The 15,401-nt window shown below is 60.2% G+C and carries 15 protein-coding genes; 3 read left to right on the plus strand and 12 right to left on the minus strand.

Annotated features, from left to right (window positions below; all coding sequences use genetic code 11):
• Window positions 1–40: 40 nt before the first annotated feature.
• From ACR0AP_RS07580 to cobS, 4 genes are all read right to left on the minus strand, one after another.
• Window positions 41–382 carry a DUF427 domain-containing protein gene (locus ACR0AP_RS07580; RefSeq protein ID WP_267363889.1) on the minus strand — a complete coding sequence of 114 codons (342 nt, stop codon included), beginning with the start codon at window positions 380–382 and terminating at the stop codon, window positions 41–43.
• Between the two features lie 63 nt (window positions 383–445).
• Window positions 446–2,236, minus strand: coding sequence for an aminopeptidase P family protein (locus tag ACR0AP_RS07585; protein WP_480506268.1), 1,791 nt, complete (start codon window positions 2,234–2,236; stop codon window positions 446–448).
• A gap of 81 nt (window positions 2,237–2,317) precedes the next feature.
• Entirely contained in the window at window positions 2,318–4,195 is a 1,878-nt protein-coding gene (gene cobT / locus ACR0AP_RS07590; RefSeq protein ID WP_480506269.1) for a cobaltochelatase subunit CobT, read from the minus strand.
• A 121-nt stretch (window positions 4,196–4,316) separates the two neighbouring features.
• Window positions 4,317–5,303: a cobaltochelatase subunit CobS gene (gene cobS / locus ACR0AP_RS07595; RefSeq protein ID WP_209504507.1), complete on the minus strand. Its 987-nt coding sequence runs from the start codon at window positions 5,301–5,303 to the stop codon at window positions 4,317–4,319.
• Between the two features lie 101 nt (window positions 5,304–5,404).
• On the opposite strand from cobS, the gene ACR0AP_RS07600 reads away from it, so the two are divergent.
• Together ACR0AP_RS07600 and ACR0AP_RS07605 are read left to right on the plus strand one after the other, a co-directional pair.
• The gene (locus ACR0AP_RS07600) at window positions 5,405–5,611 is read left to right on the plus strand and encodes a hypothetical protein (RefSeq protein WP_480506270.1); all 207 of its coding nucleotides are present in this window, start codon (window positions 5,405–5,407) and stop codon (window positions 5,609–5,611) included.
• 139 nt (window positions 5,612–5,750) lie between these two features.
• Complete coding sequence (locus ACR0AP_RS07605; protein ID WP_480506271.1) at window positions 5,751–6,641, plus strand: Hint domain-containing protein; 891 nt, start codon at window positions 5,751–5,753, stop codon at window positions 6,639–6,641.
• A gap of 166 nt (window positions 6,642–6,807) precedes the next feature.
• Here the strand turns inward: ACR0AP_RS07605 and ACR0AP_RS07610 are convergent, their stop codons facing one another.
• The 3 genes from ACR0AP_RS07610 to ACR0AP_RS07620 all read right to left on the minus strand — a co-directional run bounded on the left by ACR0AP_RS07610 (window position 6,808) and on the right by ACR0AP_RS07620 (window position 9,002).
• Window positions 6,808–7,593, minus strand: coding sequence for a hypothetical protein (locus ACR0AP_RS07610; RefSeq protein WP_480506272.1), 786 nt, complete (start codon window positions 7,591–7,593; stop codon window positions 6,808–6,810).
• Window positions 7,594–7,694: 101 nt separating this feature from the next.
• Window positions 7,695–8,243: an NYN domain-containing protein gene (locus ACR0AP_RS07615; RefSeq protein ID WP_480506273.1), complete on the minus strand. Its 549-nt coding sequence runs from the start codon at window positions 8,241–8,243 to the stop codon at window positions 7,695–7,697.
• A 132-nt stretch (window positions 8,244–8,375) separates the two neighbouring features.
• Window positions 8,376–9,002 (minus strand): J domain-containing protein, encoded by a 627-nt coding sequence (locus ACR0AP_RS07620; protein WP_480506274.1) that lies wholly within the window; start codon window positions 9,000–9,002, stop codon window positions 8,376–8,378.
• Window positions 9,003–9,108: 106 nt separating this feature from the next.
• Between ACR0AP_RS07620 and ACR0AP_RS07625 the strand changes: the two genes are divergently transcribed.
• Window positions 9,109–9,363, plus strand: a complete 255-nt coding sequence (locus ACR0AP_RS07625; RefSeq protein ID WP_267365906.1) for a BolA family protein — start codon at window positions 9,109–9,111, stop codon at window positions 9,361–9,363.
• A 9-nt stretch (window positions 9,364–9,372) separates the two neighbouring features.
• Here the strand turns inward: ACR0AP_RS07625 and ACR0AP_RS07630 are convergent, their stop codons facing one another.
• The 5 genes from ACR0AP_RS07630 to ACR0AP_RS07650 form a co-directional block, all read right to left on the minus strand.
• Window positions 9,373–10,449: a PLP-dependent cysteine synthase family protein gene (locus ACR0AP_RS07630; RefSeq protein WP_480486268.1), complete on the minus strand. Its 1,077-nt coding sequence runs from the start codon at window positions 10,447–10,449 to the stop codon at window positions 9,373–9,375.
• A gap of 161 nt (window positions 10,450–10,610) precedes the next feature.
• The gene (locus ACR0AP_RS07635; RefSeq protein ID WP_480486266.1) at window positions 10,611–11,042 is read right to left on the minus strand and encodes a DUF4177 domain-containing protein; all 432 of its coding nucleotides are present in this window, start codon (window positions 11,040–11,042) and stop codon (window positions 10,611–10,613) included.
• Window positions 11,043–11,122: 80 nt separating this feature from the next.
• On the minus strand, window positions 11,123–12,379 hold the full coding sequence (gene pepT, locus ACR0AP_RS07640; RefSeq protein ID WP_480506275.1) for a peptidase T: 1,257 nt from the start codon (window positions 12,377–12,379) through the stop codon (window positions 11,123–11,125).
• Between the two features lie 147 nt (window positions 12,380–12,526).
• A complete protein-coding gene (gene gatB, locus ACR0AP_RS07645) occupies window positions 12,527–14,038 on the minus strand; it encodes an Asp-tRNA(Asn)/Glu-tRNA(Gln) amidotransferase subunit GatB (RefSeq protein WP_267365910.1) in 1,512 nt (503 codons plus the stop codon).
• Window positions 14,039–14,119: 81 nt separating this feature from the next.
• Window positions 14,120–15,379: a hypothetical protein gene (locus ACR0AP_RS07650; RefSeq protein WP_480506276.1), complete on the minus strand. Its 1,260-nt coding sequence runs from the start codon at window positions 15,377–15,379 to the stop codon at window positions 14,120–14,122.
• Window positions 15,380–15,401: the final 22 nt, after the last annotated feature.

Genomic DNA, 15,401 nt, shown 5'->3' on the forward strand with positions numbered 1-15,401 from the left:
AGCGTTCCCAAAGCCTCCGCTGAAACCCTGTCCGGCACCTCTAGATCTGCTCCACCTTCACCGAGTCTACCGGATAAAACGCCAGATATCCCTTGATCTCGGCCACGGCGGAAATCGGGTCCTCATAGCTCCAGACCGCGTTTTCGGTCACCGAGGATTTGTTGACGATGGAAAAATGCGTCGCGTCACCCTTGCCGGCGCAATGCGTCACCTTGTCGGTCTGGTCCAGAAACGCCATCGCAACATCGCCACGCGGAAAGTAAATCACCGGAGCTTTGTCGCCTTCGTGCAGTTCCAGCGCGTTGCTCGTTTCGCCCAGAATCGCACCGCCCGAACGGACAGTCCATTTGCCCGGCGCTTTTTGGATCGTGATCTCAGTCATCTCTGGTCCTTCCGTCGACGTATTGGGGCCTCTCCTCTGCCCGTTCTATGTAACAGGCGGGTGTCAGATCGGCGCAGTTGCGGCATCCAACCACAGTTGCGCGTCATGTCCCAGCCTTGGGCGGATTTTTTCCGCGACGTCGCGATGATAGGCGTTCAGCCAGCCGCGTTCGTCAGGCGTCAACATATCCACCATGATCAGCCTGCGGTCAATTGGCACAAATGTCAGGGTGCGCCAGCACAGCATCGCGCGTTCCACGTCGCCACCGGGCAGGGCCGGGGCCTCTTCCACCACCACAAGGTTTTCGATGCGGATGCCAAAGGCCCCTTCGCGGTAATATCCCGGCTCATTCGACAGGATCATGCCGGGTTGCAGCGGGACATGGCTGACCTTCGACAGGCGCTGCGGCCCTTCATGCACGCTCAGATAGGCCCCGACGCCATGTCCGACGCCATGGTTGAAATCCTGCCCCGCCGCCCATAGCGGCGTGCGGGCCACGCATTCGATGTCGCGCCCGGCCAGCCCTGCGGGCCAGCGCAGCATCGACATGGCAATCATGCCCTTCAGCACGCGGGTGAAGCAGGTCTTTTCCTCCGCCCCGACAGTGCCGATGGCAAGCGTCCGCGTGATATCGGTGGTGCCATCCAGATATTGCCCGCCACTGTCCAGCACCAGCAGATGACCATCCTGCAACCGGCTGTCGGTCTCGTCCGTCACGCGGTAATGCATGATCGCTCCGTTCGGACCCGTCCCGGCAATGGTATCGAACGAGATATCCTGCAACACATTGTCCCTGCGGCGGTTTTCTTCCAGCCGCGTGACCACCAGCGTCTCGGACAGGCTGCCGGGGGGCTGTGCGTCCAGCCAGCACAGGGTTTCGACCACCGCCACCGCATCACGCAAATGCGCCTCGGCGCTGCCCGCGATTTCGGCCGGGTTCTTGCAGGCCTTGGGCAGGGCACAGGGGTCGCCACCATCCACCGTGGCATCACCCAACGCATCGGCCACGATCTGCGGCACCGTGCTCAGATCCACCTGTACCACACCGTCCAGCGCTTTCACCGCCTCCAGAAATTCCGCAGGGTTGTGCACCGTCACCTTCGGGTCCAGATGATCCTGCACGTCCAACAGTTTTGCCGCAGCCATGAAAAGATCGACCCAGCCATCGTCATGCAGGATCGCAAACCCGTGGGCCACGGGGTTGTAAGCGATATCCGACCCCCGAATGTTCAGCAGCCACATGATCGAATCCGGCAATGTAATCACCGCGGCCTTTCGTCCGGCCTGCCGCAGGTCTGCGGCCAGTCTGGCAATCTTGCTGTCAGCGGTTTCGCCCGCAAACTCGATCGGATGCGCCTTGACGGCCTGCATCGGCGGTTCAGGCTGATCCGCCCAAATACGGTCCACCAGATTGCCGCAGCGCACCAGTTCGATGCCTGCGCCCTCAAGCTCACCCAGCGTGGACGAGATCTGCCCTGCCGCGTGCAGCCACGGGTCGAAACCCACCTTGCCACCACCGGGCAACTGCTCTTTCAGCCATGCACTCAGGCTCACGTCAGGCCACGGCACCGGCGTGAACACATCCGCGACCTGCGCCTTGACCTGCGTGCGATACCGCCCGTCGACGAATACGCCAGCCATGCCGGTCAGCGCAGCACAGAACCCGGCCGATCCCGTAAATCCGGTCAACCAGGCCAGTCGTTCATCCCGCGGGGCCACATACTCGCCCTGATGCGCATCAGCACGCGGGATCAGAAACCCGTCCAACCCTTCGCGCGCCAGCTCTGCGCGCAACGCAGCCAGACGCGGCGGCCCCTGTTCGGGCCGCGCGGTCACCTCAAAGGACTGGAACATACTACACCTCCCTAAGCCGGGCGGTCGATATCGCCGCCTTTTCATCTTTTGGGAAATACTCCCGCCGGAGGCAAGGCCAGCCTAGCTGACCTTCTTCATCCCCATCACCCGCGCCCGCGCGCGCGGATCACTGTCGAACAGGGCCGCCAGTTGTTCCGTCATCGCACCGGCCAGCTGTTCCACATCGGTGATTGTCACCGCACGGTCGTAATACCGGGTTACATCATGACCGATCCCAATCGCCAGCAACTCGACCATCTTGCGCTTCTCCACCATGGCAATCACATCGCGCAGGTGCTTTTCCAGATAGTTGGCGGGGTTCACGCTCAGGGTTGAATCATCAACCGGAGCCCCATCCGAAATCACCATCAGAATCTTGCGCTGCTCGCGCCGCGCGATCATCCGGCGATGCGCCCATTCCAGCGCCTCGCCGTCGATGTTTTCCTTCAGCAGACCCTCTTTCATCATCAGACCCAGATTGGGCCGCGCCCGCCGCCACGGCGCATCGGCCCCCTTGTAGATGATGTGGCGCAGGTCGTTCAGACGGCCGGGTTGCTGCGGGCGGCCATCGTTCAGCCACGCCTCGCGCGCCTGACCGCCTTTCCACGCCCGCGTGGTAAAGCCCAGAATCTCGACCTTCACATTGCAGCGCTCCAGCGTCCGCGCCAGAACATCGGCACAGATGGCCGCGATCGAGATCGGACGCCCCCGCATCGACCCCGAATTGTCCAGCAGCAACGTGACCACCGTATCGCGGAACTCGGTATCCTTCTCGACCTTGAAACTCAGCGGTGTGGTGGGGTTGGCGACAACGCGCGCCAGACGGCCCGCATCCAGAATGCCTTCCTCGCGGTCGAACTCCCAACTGCGGTTCTGTTGCGCCTGCAACCGGCGCTGCAACTTGTTGGCAAGGCGCGAAACCGCCCCTTTCAAAGGTTCAAGCTGCTGATCCAGATAGGCCCGCAGCCGTTCCAGTTCCGCAGGTTCGGCCAGATCTTCGGCGGCAATCTCTTCATCATGCGTGCTCAGATAGACCTTGTAATCCGGATCGGCCTCGGATGCGGGCGGCGGGGCAGGCGGCTCCAGCGGGGCTTCGCCATCAGGCATCTCCGCCTCGTCACCCAGCTCATCCTCGGCCATCTCATCCATCGAGACCTGCGCCTGAGATTGATCCTGCTGCTCTTCCTGCGTCTGCTCAGGCGTCGCATCCGCGTCCTGCTCGTCCTGATCATCCTGACCGGTGCTGTCGGGATCGGGCTGTTCCTCGGCGTCGTCCTCGGCCTGATCTTCCTGCTCGTCGTCCAGCTCATCAGGGTCATCACCCAGCTGGTCGCCATAGCCCAGATCCTTGATCATCTGCCGCGCGAACTTGGCAAACTCCGCCTGATCCGACAGCACGTCATCAAGGTTCTCCAACACGCCACCGGCCTGTTCCTCGATGAACCCGCGCCACAGGTTCATGATATTCTCGGCCGCAGGCGGCAGATCGCGCCCGGTGGCCAGATGCCGGATCAGATAACCCGCCGCGACCGACAAAGGCGCATCGGCTGGTTGCTTGCACTGGTCATAGCCGCGCCGGATCGCCTCATGCCCGATCTTGACGTCAATGTTGCTGGCGGTGCCGGGCATATCCCGCGCGCCCATCGCCTCGCAACGCGCCGTCTCCATCGCCTCGTACAAATCCCGCGCCATATCCCCCGGAGGCGCATAGCGCGCATGGGTTGCATCATCATGATACCGGCGCTGCAACGCCAAAGCATCCGCCGTGCCGCGCGCCAGCAGAACCTCTTCCCGCGTCATACGCCGAGACACCTGCGGCAGCCGCATCGACTCTCCGGACAGACCCGATGGATCGACCGTGTATGAAATGTTCAGTTCAGGATCATCGGCCATGACCTTGGTGGCCTCGGCCAAGGCCTTCTTGAAGGGATCGGCAGGGTTGTCGTTCTTCTGTGCCATGTCCTTAAGCCCTCATCAAAGTGACCTGCCCGGCGCGGAAAACTGTAACGGATCCGACTTCATCTGGCCAAAAATATCCCCGCCGGAGGCATTGCGCCCGGAACGGGCGCAATCCGGGCGCTTAGCCCAAGCTCGCACTCGCGGCGCTTTCGGGTAGCTCTTCATCAAAGCAGCGCTGATAGAACTCGGCCACGGTCTGACGTTCCAACTCGTCGCACTTGTTTAGGAACGACAGGCGGAACGCATAGCCCACATTGCGGAAAATCTCGGCATTCTGCGCCCAGTTGATCACGGTCCGCGGGCTCATGACGGTGGACAGGTCGCCATTCATGAAGGCGGTCCGGGTCAGGTCGGCCACGGTGACCATCTGGCTGACGGTCTTGCGGCCCTCGGCGGTGTTGTAATGCGGCGCCTTCGACAGCACGATCATCGTCTCGGCATCATGGCTCAGATAGTTCAGGGTTGAGACCAGCGACCAGCGGTCCATCTGCGCCTGGTTGATCTGCTGCGTGCCGTGATACAGACCCGTGGTATCGCCCAGACCCACGGTGTTTGCAGTGGCAAACAGGCGGAAACACGGGTTCGGCGTGATGATCTCGTTCTGGTCCAGCAGGGTCAGCTTGCCGTCATGTTCCAGCACGCGCTGGATCACGAACATCACGTCGGCCCGGCCCGCGTCATACTCGTCGAATACGATGGCGACGGGGTTGCGCAGGGCCCAGGGCAGGATGCCCTCGTGGAATTCGGTCACCTGCTTGCCATCGCGCAGTTTGATCGCGTCCTTGCCGATCAGGTCGATCCGGCTGATATGGCTGTCCAGGTTCACGCGCACGGCGGGCCAGTTCAGACGGGCGGCGACCTGCTCGATATGGGTCGATTTGCCGGTGCCGTGATAACCCTGAATCATCACCCGGCGATTATGGGCAAAACCCGCCAGGATCGCCAATGTCGTCTCTGGGTCAAACTTGTAGGTCGGGTCGATGACGGGCACTCGGTCGGTGGCTTCGGCAAACCCTTTGACCTTCATATCCGTCTCAATGCCAAATACGTCACGGACCGAGATATCTTCGGTGGGTTTTGCGTTTACATCGATCGATCCGTCAGCCATTCGCCTTGTCCTTATCCTTTGGCCCGCATTGCCGGGTTTGAACCCGTGTGTGGTGCAACATATTGCGGGCAAGGGCAAGGGAAAGCCGCCCGCTCGGAAAGGTGAGCAGGTTTTTCTTTCAAACTGGCCCTATCGACGCGCGGGTGATCCTCAACTGCGACGGGTACAAGGCACAGATCACGCTGCATTCCTCAATGACAGCGCGGCCTGATCGGATGCAGATGCCGAACCATGTGTCCGAAATGCTGCATGCAGGTGGGCATTCGGTAAACTATATGTTGTGGAAAGTGACCTTATCAGACATATAAAATGGTCTTATGGGGCGTTTTATAAGTGATCGGGTGTTGGTGAAACGGGAATGCCGGGTGCGGCTCCGTCTGCAATGTTGCTCTGGGTCGAGTGATCAGCAGGCGTCGATATCTGCCAGCATGGCCTTGGTGACGCCCGGTGGCGTTTAACGTTCTTCTCCATACGGCCAGAACAACGGGCCAGAACGATCTCATCGTCCAGAACACGACACAATCCGCAATCATCAGCGGATCAATGGTGTCGTTTGACGGGGGCGCGACTTTCCAGCCTTACACCTATCTTGGTCAGGGAAACTATCGCGGAACCGGGGAAACCGGAGAATTCATTCAGGTCGGCGGACAGATTTACGCCTGGGATGCCAATAACCCAACCGGTCCGATGACCACGGGCAACTGGAAGATCACCCCGAATGATCTGAACCCGACCGATCCGCCCTGTTTTGTTTCGGGCACCCTGATCGAAACGGATTGCGGCCTGCGCCCGGTCGAAGATCTGACCGTGGGTGACAGGGTTTGCGTGGCCGGTGGGACCCCGCTGCCCATCGAATGGATCGGCAAACGAACGCTCAGCGCGCAAATCCTGCGGGTTCGGCCCCAATTCAACCCGGTCTGCATCCGGCGCGATGCGTTGGGCAAGGGCCTGCCGGACAGGGATCTTTACCTCTCTCCGCAACACCGGGTTGTGCTGGGGGGCTGGCGGGCCGAGCTTTATTTTGGCGCACCAAGCGTGTTCTGCGCGGCCATTCATCTGGTCAACGATGATACCATCCGGCAGGTGACCACGGGCGAGGCGGTGACATATTATCACATCGCCTGCGCCGAACATGTGATCCTCACATCGCACGGTCTGCAAAGCGAAAGCCTGTTTCCGGGTGACATGGCGCTGAAATCACTGCATCGCGACGATGTCGAGGAACTGCGCGCGCTCTTTCCGGTGTTGCGTTCAGACGCAGGACCACACCCCCAAACGCGCCTAAGCTGCCTGACCGGGCGCGAGGCACGCGCGTTGCGAGGCATGTTCGCAGGTTAGGCCCACGTTGCGGAAATCGTGGCGCCATTGTTGGTGCGCACCCGGATCACGCCGCGCTGTTAACAGCATTAGTGCAGTAGTTGCCAATCGGGGATCAACCGAACAAGGTTTGACGCCTTCATCCTCCGGGACATCAACCCAACATCATTCGCGCATGGCTCAGACCTTAGGTCGACAACCCACCCATTGCCCAATCGGCATGGGTCTCGATAACACTGGCTACGGCCAGCGCCTTTTCCGCGATATCCTCCGGTGTGACCTCGGCGAACGCGATGCGGGTCATCCTGTCGTGCATCGCTTCCGAGGTGTAAAACTCAAAGGCCCGCGTATTGCCGGGGCTGTTCCAGAATGCGGTAATCCAGATCGAGTCCCGCCCCGGAATACAATATGCACACCAATCGCGCCACAGACGCAGCACCAATTCGGTATCCGGGCTTGCGGCGACCTGTTCGAACAGCGACTCCAGCGGCCATCCTGCGAGGGCGAACATGCAAAGCGTATCGTCCAGGCAGCCGCGTTCCCGTTCCATTTCGCGTTTCAGATATGCACGCTGGAACCGGTCCAGAACCTGCCATTCCTCGGGCGACCAGTTCTTCGGGTTGCCGGTTTCAAACCGGTTCAGGCTCACCTCCAGCCCAACGCTGGCGGGGTCTTCGTCCACGGCCAGAATCTCAAGGATCCGGGGCAGCAGGTACCCCCATGTGTCGCGGGCTATCCCCGCAGGATCACAAGCGGCAAAGAACCAGTCCTGAACGTAATGCAGGGGAAGCTCGGAAATGGGCGGTGTAAAGAAATCCGCCTCAATATCGGCGTCCATGCAGCAGCCTTCGCAAACCTCGATACTGCTCGGCTTTGGATAGGCGAAAACCCTGTAGGCTTCGCTGACGATGTCAGAAAACGGATGATCCGGCGGGATCTTGGCTTTTGGCGGTTTCTGCTCTTTGCGTGCCACGGTGCTTGCATCCAACACGGTTATTTCGGGGCAGGGGCCCGTCGGTATCACTCCTGAACGCTACGAAACCCGGATCGTTGCGTAAAGCTGTGGTCGCGTGGTCAAAGCGAAAACCAAAGCTCGTCCTTGCGAAAACCACCTTTCACAAGGCGATCCGCTTTCAACACATCCGGAAACTCGTCCTCCCAGTCGCGGAACCTGTCATTTGTCACGATACGCGCCCTGCTGTCCCGCGCGGCCTGCAAGATCAGCGGATCTGCCGGCGTGCCTTTGGGCGCGACCATGACCCGCTTGGCCCGCAAGCCCAGGGCGCGGCTCAGCGCCCGGTCGTTCATGTATTCCCCTTCAACCTTGTACCCGACATTCGCATCGAACACGACGCCCGGTTTGAACCCGGCTTGCTTCAGACTGGCCAGAACCTGCCGCAACGTCGCCAGATCCGGGGCGCCGTCTTTCCAGTGCATCACGTTTGACCCGTCCACGATGATCCATGTGTTGGCCCTGCGCCAGTCGAACCAAGCCCGGATCAAAAGGATCGTACTGGCGAACACACAAAGCAGGGACAAAAGAAACAGCCAGTCCATCTCGGTCGGATAGAACTGCGCCACGACCAGCCCGAAAAGAGAGGCAAGCAACAGTAAGAAAGGCATACGCACGGTGGACGCTCCGGGAAAAGCTCTGGTTCTATACCCTGCCACTATCGCGGGAATTGAAACAGGTTTCCAGACAGCATCCTCACAATCCGTTCAAACTGTGTAAACAGCTGGCGACTGACGGTGACCTTACTTGAAATTCCGGCTGTCCTTGATCTGGTCCCAGGCCCAGACGACCTCTTGCAGCTGCTCTTCCTGCGACCGGTCGCCGCCATTCATGTCCGGATGCAGCACCTTGATCAGCTTCTTGTAAGCTTTGCGCACTTCGGCCTTGGTCCAGCTGTCATTGGCCTCCAGAATCTCGATTGCGCGGCGTTCAGTGGGGGGCAGGCGACGTCCACCTCCACCCGAGGTGCGCCCCTTGTTCTGCGTGCTGTTGGCGCCCAGTACCTGATGCGGGTCCTCAATGCCCAGACGGGCCCAGGCGCGCGCCTCGGGGTCTCCCATCGGCTTGGTCTCACGTTCCCAAACCTTGTCCTTCGAGCGTTGCGCGTTCAGCTCGGCCTCGGTGGTGCCGTCGAAGAAATTCCACTTCTGGTTATACTCGCGCACGTGCTGCTGGCAGAACCAGAAATAGTCATCCAGCACATCCGGTGCCTTGGGCGCGCGGAACTTGCCCGGCTCGTCACACCCGTCGTGATCGCAGATCCGGACCGAGGTCTCGGACGCGCCCGACATGCCCCGGCGCCCACGCGGGTTCTTTTTCTTGGCGCTGGAAACGGACATATCGAATCCGAAGGGGTCTGATTTCGCCATGCTCTATCCTCACGAACGCATCTTTTCGACTCGGAGGCAGCAGTTTAGTCTAAGCAGCCGAAAGTAGAAGAGGGGGGCGGCAAAAATTTTGCCGCTGAGCAAAAAAATGAGCGTGACCGACGAAATCCGAACCTGCCTGCAAGCCGCCTTTGACCCGCATGAACTTGACGTGATCGACGACAGCGAAAGCCATCGCGGCCATGCAGGCCACAGGGAAGGCGGCGAAAGCCATTTCAACGTCCGCATCCGCGCCGCCGCATTCGCCGGTCAATCCCGTGTCGCCCGCCACCGGGCCGTGCACAAGGCGCTGGGCGACATCGTGCCCCGCATCCACGCGCTGGCGCTGGATATTGGAACCTGACGCTGCGCCCTATTCTGCGCTCATCTGCGCGGATGGGGTCGAGGCCGAGATCGCATATTCCTCATCCGTCATGACGTCTTCGACCCCTTCGAACAGAGGCGTCGACAGGTAACGCTCGCCCGTATCCGGCAGCATCACCAGCATGACCGATCCCGGCGCTGCGGTTTCGGCCAGCTTCATCGCCACCGCAAAGGTCGACCCGCCCGAGATGCCGGTGAATATCCCCTCTTCCGAGGCAAGGCGGCGTGACCATTCAATCCCTTGCGGCCCCGGAACAGGGATCAGCTGGTCGTTATAGGCGTTGTCGATGGCTTCCTGAAGGACCCATGGAATGAAATCCGGCGTCCAGCCCTGAATCGGGTGCGGCTCAAAATTGGGGTGGCTTTCGGTGGGCTGGTGATCGTCGTTGCGCGTGTTTACATAGCCTGATGACACGATGGCGGCATTTGCCGGTTCGGTCAGGATGATTTTCGTATCGGGGCGCTCTTTGCGCAACACCCGTGATACTCCGGCGACCGTGCCACCGGTGCCATAGCCCGTCACCCAGTAATCCAGCTGCTTGCCTTCGAAATCCGCAAGGATTTCCCGCGCGGTCGTATTCTCGTGAATATCGGCATTGGCGGCAGTCTCGAACTGGCTGGCCAGAAACCACCCGTTTTCCTCGGCCAGTTCCTTGGCCTTGGTATACATGCCGAACCCCTTTTGTGCCTTGGGGGTCAGAACAACCTTCGCGCCCAGAAAGCGCATCAGCTTGCGCCGCTCGACCGAAAAGCTTTCGGCCATCGTCACAACCAGCGGATATCCCTTGGCCGCACAGACCATGGCAAGCCCGATCCCGGTATTGCCCGATGTCGCCTCGACAACCGTCTGACCGGGTTTCAGCCGCCCATCCCGTTCTGCCGCCTCGATGATATTCAGCGCCAGCCTGTCCTTGACGGACCCTGCCGGGTTGAACGCTTCGAACTTCACATAAACGGTCACATGCTCCGGCGCGATCCGGTTGATCCGGATACAGGGCGTGTCGCCGACTGTATCAAGGATGCTGTCATACAGGCGTGCCCGCCCCTGTGTCTGCCGAATACCCATTTCAAAGTCCCTCCCGGTTGTCCGGTTAACATGCCACAGATTTCGCTGGGTTGATAAGCACATATCGCGCCCGCAGCGCCAAACCTGCCCGCGGGCGGGCTGCTCAAACTGCGATGCACACCGTGTTGCAGGTGTAACCGCACGTCAAACCCTGATCCGTCTCAGGCGTCTTTCTTGTCGCCCGCGGTATCCGTGTCCTGGTCAACCTGTTCCCGGCTTTTCAACGACAAGGGCGGCTCATTCGCGTCTTCCGAAATTGGTTTCGGCGCGGCCACCACACCGGGGCCGGGGATCGGTTGGGCCAATGGGGTGTCGTCAAACTCGGGTACGTCTCCGATCACCGACGCATCGACTTCCTCGGCCACGACCCGCCGGAACACCAGCACATTGCGCCAGTTTGTGGTCGATCCGGTCAGGCCCGAGCGTTCCTCGCTGGGCAGCAGCTCGGCGCGCTGGTATTCCCAGCCGTCCTGCGCCATCTGGTTCAGAACCTGTTCGACCGAGACCGCAAAGCGGCCCTCGGCCGTTTTCACGCCCTTGGCTTTCACGCCCTTTTGCGGCGCGGGGACGACCTTGTATTCAAAAAGCTGCATCAAGTGTTCCTAAATACCTGTTCACGCCAACTTACCACGCTGACCCCCGGGTGAAAGAGCCGTCGCCCGACCGTCGGTTTTCAGCCCTGATTATTGCCGCCAGCCTGTGCCGCCTTGGTCACAACCGACAGGCACAGCTCGGTCGCCACTGCCATGTCCTGTACCGATATCCACTCCAGCGGCCCGTGAATGCACTGCATTCCGGTGAACAGGTTGGGGCAGGGGGTGCCGAACTCGGTCAGGCGCGACCCGTCGGTGCCGCCGCGGATCGGGACCGACAGCGGCTCGATCCCCAGCTCGCGGCAGGCGTCGCGCGCCAGATCAACCGGTGTCATGTCGTTTTCCAGCCAATAGCGCATGTTCCGGTATTGGTGGCTGATATCGCAGGTGATGGTCGCGCGCGGTTCCGTGGCCTGCACGGCGGCACAGACCTGCCGTACGATGTCACGTTGTGCCTCAAGGCCCTCCATCTCGAAATCGCGCAGGATCAGCTTGATTTCCATCTCGGACGATCCACCGCTCATGTCGGTGACATGAATGAACCCGTCGCGGCCATCGGTTGTTTCGGGCGTCATGGTGGCCTGCGGCAAAGTCTGCACGATCTTCGCCGCCAGATGGGCTGCGTTCACCATCTTGTCCTTGGCCAGTCCGGGGTGGATTGATACCCCCTCGATCCGGATCACGGCACGGTCGGCCGAAAAGCTTTCATATTCGATCTCGCCCACTTCGGCACCGTCCAGAGTATATGCGAAATCCGCCCCCAGATCCTTGGGCAGCTGTTCGGTAACGCCGCGCCCGATTTCTTCATCCGGGGTAAAGGCAATGCGGATAGGTCCGTGCGGGATATCCGGGTTTTCGATCAGATGCCGGGCCATGGTCATCAGGATCGACACCCCGGCCTTGTCATCCGCGCCGAGCAGGGTGGTGCCCGATGCCGTGATCAGATCATGTCCGATCTTCTCGGCCAGATAGGGGTTCTCGTCCGGGGACAGCACCAGATCCGGGTCGTCCGGAAAGGAAATGTCGCCACCGTTATATCCCTTGATCACCCGCGGCTTGACGCCCGTTGCATTGAACTGGGGGGCCGTATCCACATGCGCCAGAAAGCCCACCGTCGGGCCGGGTGCGGTGCCGGGGATGGTCGCGACGACCACGCTGTCACCCGTCAGCGTCACATCGCTAGCGCCGATCTCGGTCAGTTCCTGCTTCAGCAGGTTCAGCATGTCGAACTGTATCGGGGTGCTCGGCGTGGTCGCCGAGGTCTCGTCGCTCTGACTGTCGATCGCCGCGTAACGCACCAGCCGATCTTCGAGTTCCTGATCAAATCTGTTCTGCATGATACCTCACCTCTCTGGGGCGGAAGAAAGGGTGCAATCACGGGCGAAGTCAAGCCGATGAGCTGACCCCATTTCTTAAAAAATCGTGGAAATCTGATTGTACAAACCTGACAATTGCCACTGGCAGGCTTGTACAAAATGTAAGGTTCAGGAACTCAGCTTCTTGCTGACCAAATCGTTAACGGCCTTCGGGTTGGCCTTGCCGCCGGTCGCTTTCATCACCTGACCCACGAACCAACCCGCCAGTTTCGGGTTCACCTTGGCCTTCTCGACCTGGGCCGGATTGGCCGCGATGATCTCGTCCAGTGCGGCCTCGATCGCACCGGTGTCGGTGACTTGTTTCATCCCGCGATCCTCGACGATCTGCGCCGGGTCACCGCCTTCGGTATAGACGATTTCAAACAAGTCCTTGGCGATCTTGCCCGAGATGGCATCAGAGGAAATCAGGTCGATGATCCCACCCAGCTGCGCCGGAGAAACGGGCGACTCCGTGATGTCGTGGTCTTCTTTTTTCAGACGTCCGAAAAGCTCATTGATCACCCAGTTCGCGGCCAGTTTGCCATTGCGGCCCTGCGCGACCTCTTCGAAATAGGCCGCCGATTCAACTTCGGCAGTCAGTACCGAGGCGTCATAGTCGGTCAGGCCGAACTCACTGATAAAGCGCGCTTTTTTGTCGTCAGGCAGCTCTGGAAGATGGGCGGCGATATCGTCCACCCATGCCTGCTCGATCTCCAGCGGCAGCAGGTCGGGATCGGGGAAATAGCGGTAATCATGCGCTTCTTCCTTGGACCGCATCGACCGGGTTTCGCCCTTGTCCGGATCATACAGGCGGGTTTCCTGCTCGACCTTGCCACCGGCTTCGACAATAGCGATCTGGCGGCGGGCTTCGACCTCAATGGCTTGCTGGATGAACCGCATCGAGTTCATATTCTTGATCTCGCAACGGGTGCCCAGATGCGAAAAGTCCTGTGTTTCCTGATACTTCTCATACGCGCCCGGCAAACAGATGGAGACGTTGACATCCGCCCGCAGGTTGCCGTTCTGCATGTTGCCGTCACAGGTGCCCAGATAGCGCATGATCTGGCGCAGCTTGGCGATATACGCCGCAGCCTCTTCTGGCCCGCGAATATCAGGGCGGCTGACGATCTCCATCAGGCAAACACCGGTCCGGTTCAGGTCGACAAAGGACATGTGCGGGTCCATGTCGTGGATCGATTTGCCGGCGTCCTGCTCCATGTGAATGCGTTCGATCCGCACCATGCGCGCAGTGCCGTCACCCATCTCGACCAGAACCTCGCCTTCGCCCACAATGGGATGATAAAGCTGGGAAATCTGGTAACCTTGCGGCAGGTCAGGGTAGAAATAGTTCTTGCGGTCAAAGGCCGATTTCAGATTGATATCCGCCTTCAGGCCCAGCCCGGTGCGCACTGCCTGTTCCACGCAGAACTCGTTGATCACCGGCAGCATTCCCGGCATTGCCGCATCCACGAAAGCCACGTTCGAGTTCGGCTCGGCCCCGAATTTTGTGGACGCGCCCGAGAACAGCTTGGCATTGGATGACACCTGCGCATGCACCTCCATCCCGATCACCAGTTCCCAATCGTGCTTGGCCCCGGCAATGGTTTTGGGTTTGGGCATTTCGTATGTCAGGTCGAGCATGGCGCGCCTCATTTCCGCAGAAGTCTAAACCTGCGTATTAGGCCCGGCAGGGCCTAGGGGCAAGGGGGAATCCTGACGCGTTCAGTTCTTGGAAAACTGCAGACCGGACGGTGTGAAGGTTACATCCTTGCCGCTGCGCAGTTCATCCCGGAACAAATCCGAGATGGCGCGCAGCGCGTCGCGCTGACCGCGCGCAGCAAACCGCTCGGGCGAGTTGATGCGGACAGAGTTGTTGAACCCGTTGGCGGCATGGGCCCAGATCAGGGGGTGAAGCTCGGTCAGGTGATCGCGGATCAGCCAGTTTGCGGTGTCGCGCATATGGGCACGGACATTGTCTGCCTTTTCGTTCAGCCCGCGACCATTCTGAATGGTGATTGCACAATAGGCCGACAACATATTGATCATCTGTTGGTCAGGGCGCAAACCTACGATATCGCGCAATCCTTCAAGGAAATATTCGACATCGACCTGCGCGCAGGCCTCTTCGTCCAAAGCGATGGCATCGAATTGCACCCACGTATATCCACCTGCGCCCCAGACATCCTGTGTCCGGACGGCATTGCGCAAGGCTTGCAATTCCAGTTCTGCGTAGCTGCCGAACCACCGGGGCAAAAGGTGGCTGCCCATCGCGCGCATGTGACGCTGATTGCGCGGGTCCAGTGTGATCAGGCGCTCGTACTCATCGGCAACGCGGGCGTTTGACTTGCGCTGCCCGGCCAACAGGGCACAACCGGCGGCCGCAATCAGAGGGCTGTCCGGTGCATCCGCCTTGCATTTGGGAAGGATCGCAGCGGCCCGGTCGAAATGAGCGGCGCATCGCGAGCGGTGCAAGGGCGGCAAGGCCGTGTCCGTGGCGTTCCCGCGCCAAGCCCAGGCCAGATCGATATGGGCCAGCGCCACAACAGCAGCGATCATCGGATCGCCGGGATTGTCTGACAACTCGCCTTCCAGTTCCGAAATACCACCCAGCAAATCGTAGTCAGATATGGCCTTGCCGTCCGACAGCGCATGTTCCGCAGCCAGAACCACGTCAGATCGGGCCCCGAACGCCAAAAGATCGGCAATCGGCATACCATCCGACACGGCAGCACGATCCTGATCCGCTGCACGCATTTCGTCGGACAACTCGGTCCAGCGATCCTGTCTGGCCAGATAGCGCCCATGTTCGATTGTTGAGTGTCCAATCAGATTGTCGCAATTCGACGTTGCCACTGGAATGTTGAGCTGCCCATGTTCAGGCAGTGCAGCAGCCAACGCGGATTTCGTTGCGCACAGATCTTCTGAGGCGTCCGTGGGATTGGATGAAGGCTGGGCAAACAGCGCCCTTATCGACCGAAACATGGTAAAACTCAAAACTGTAAAA

It is taken from the genome of Ruegeria sp. AF7, assembly GCF_056541885.1.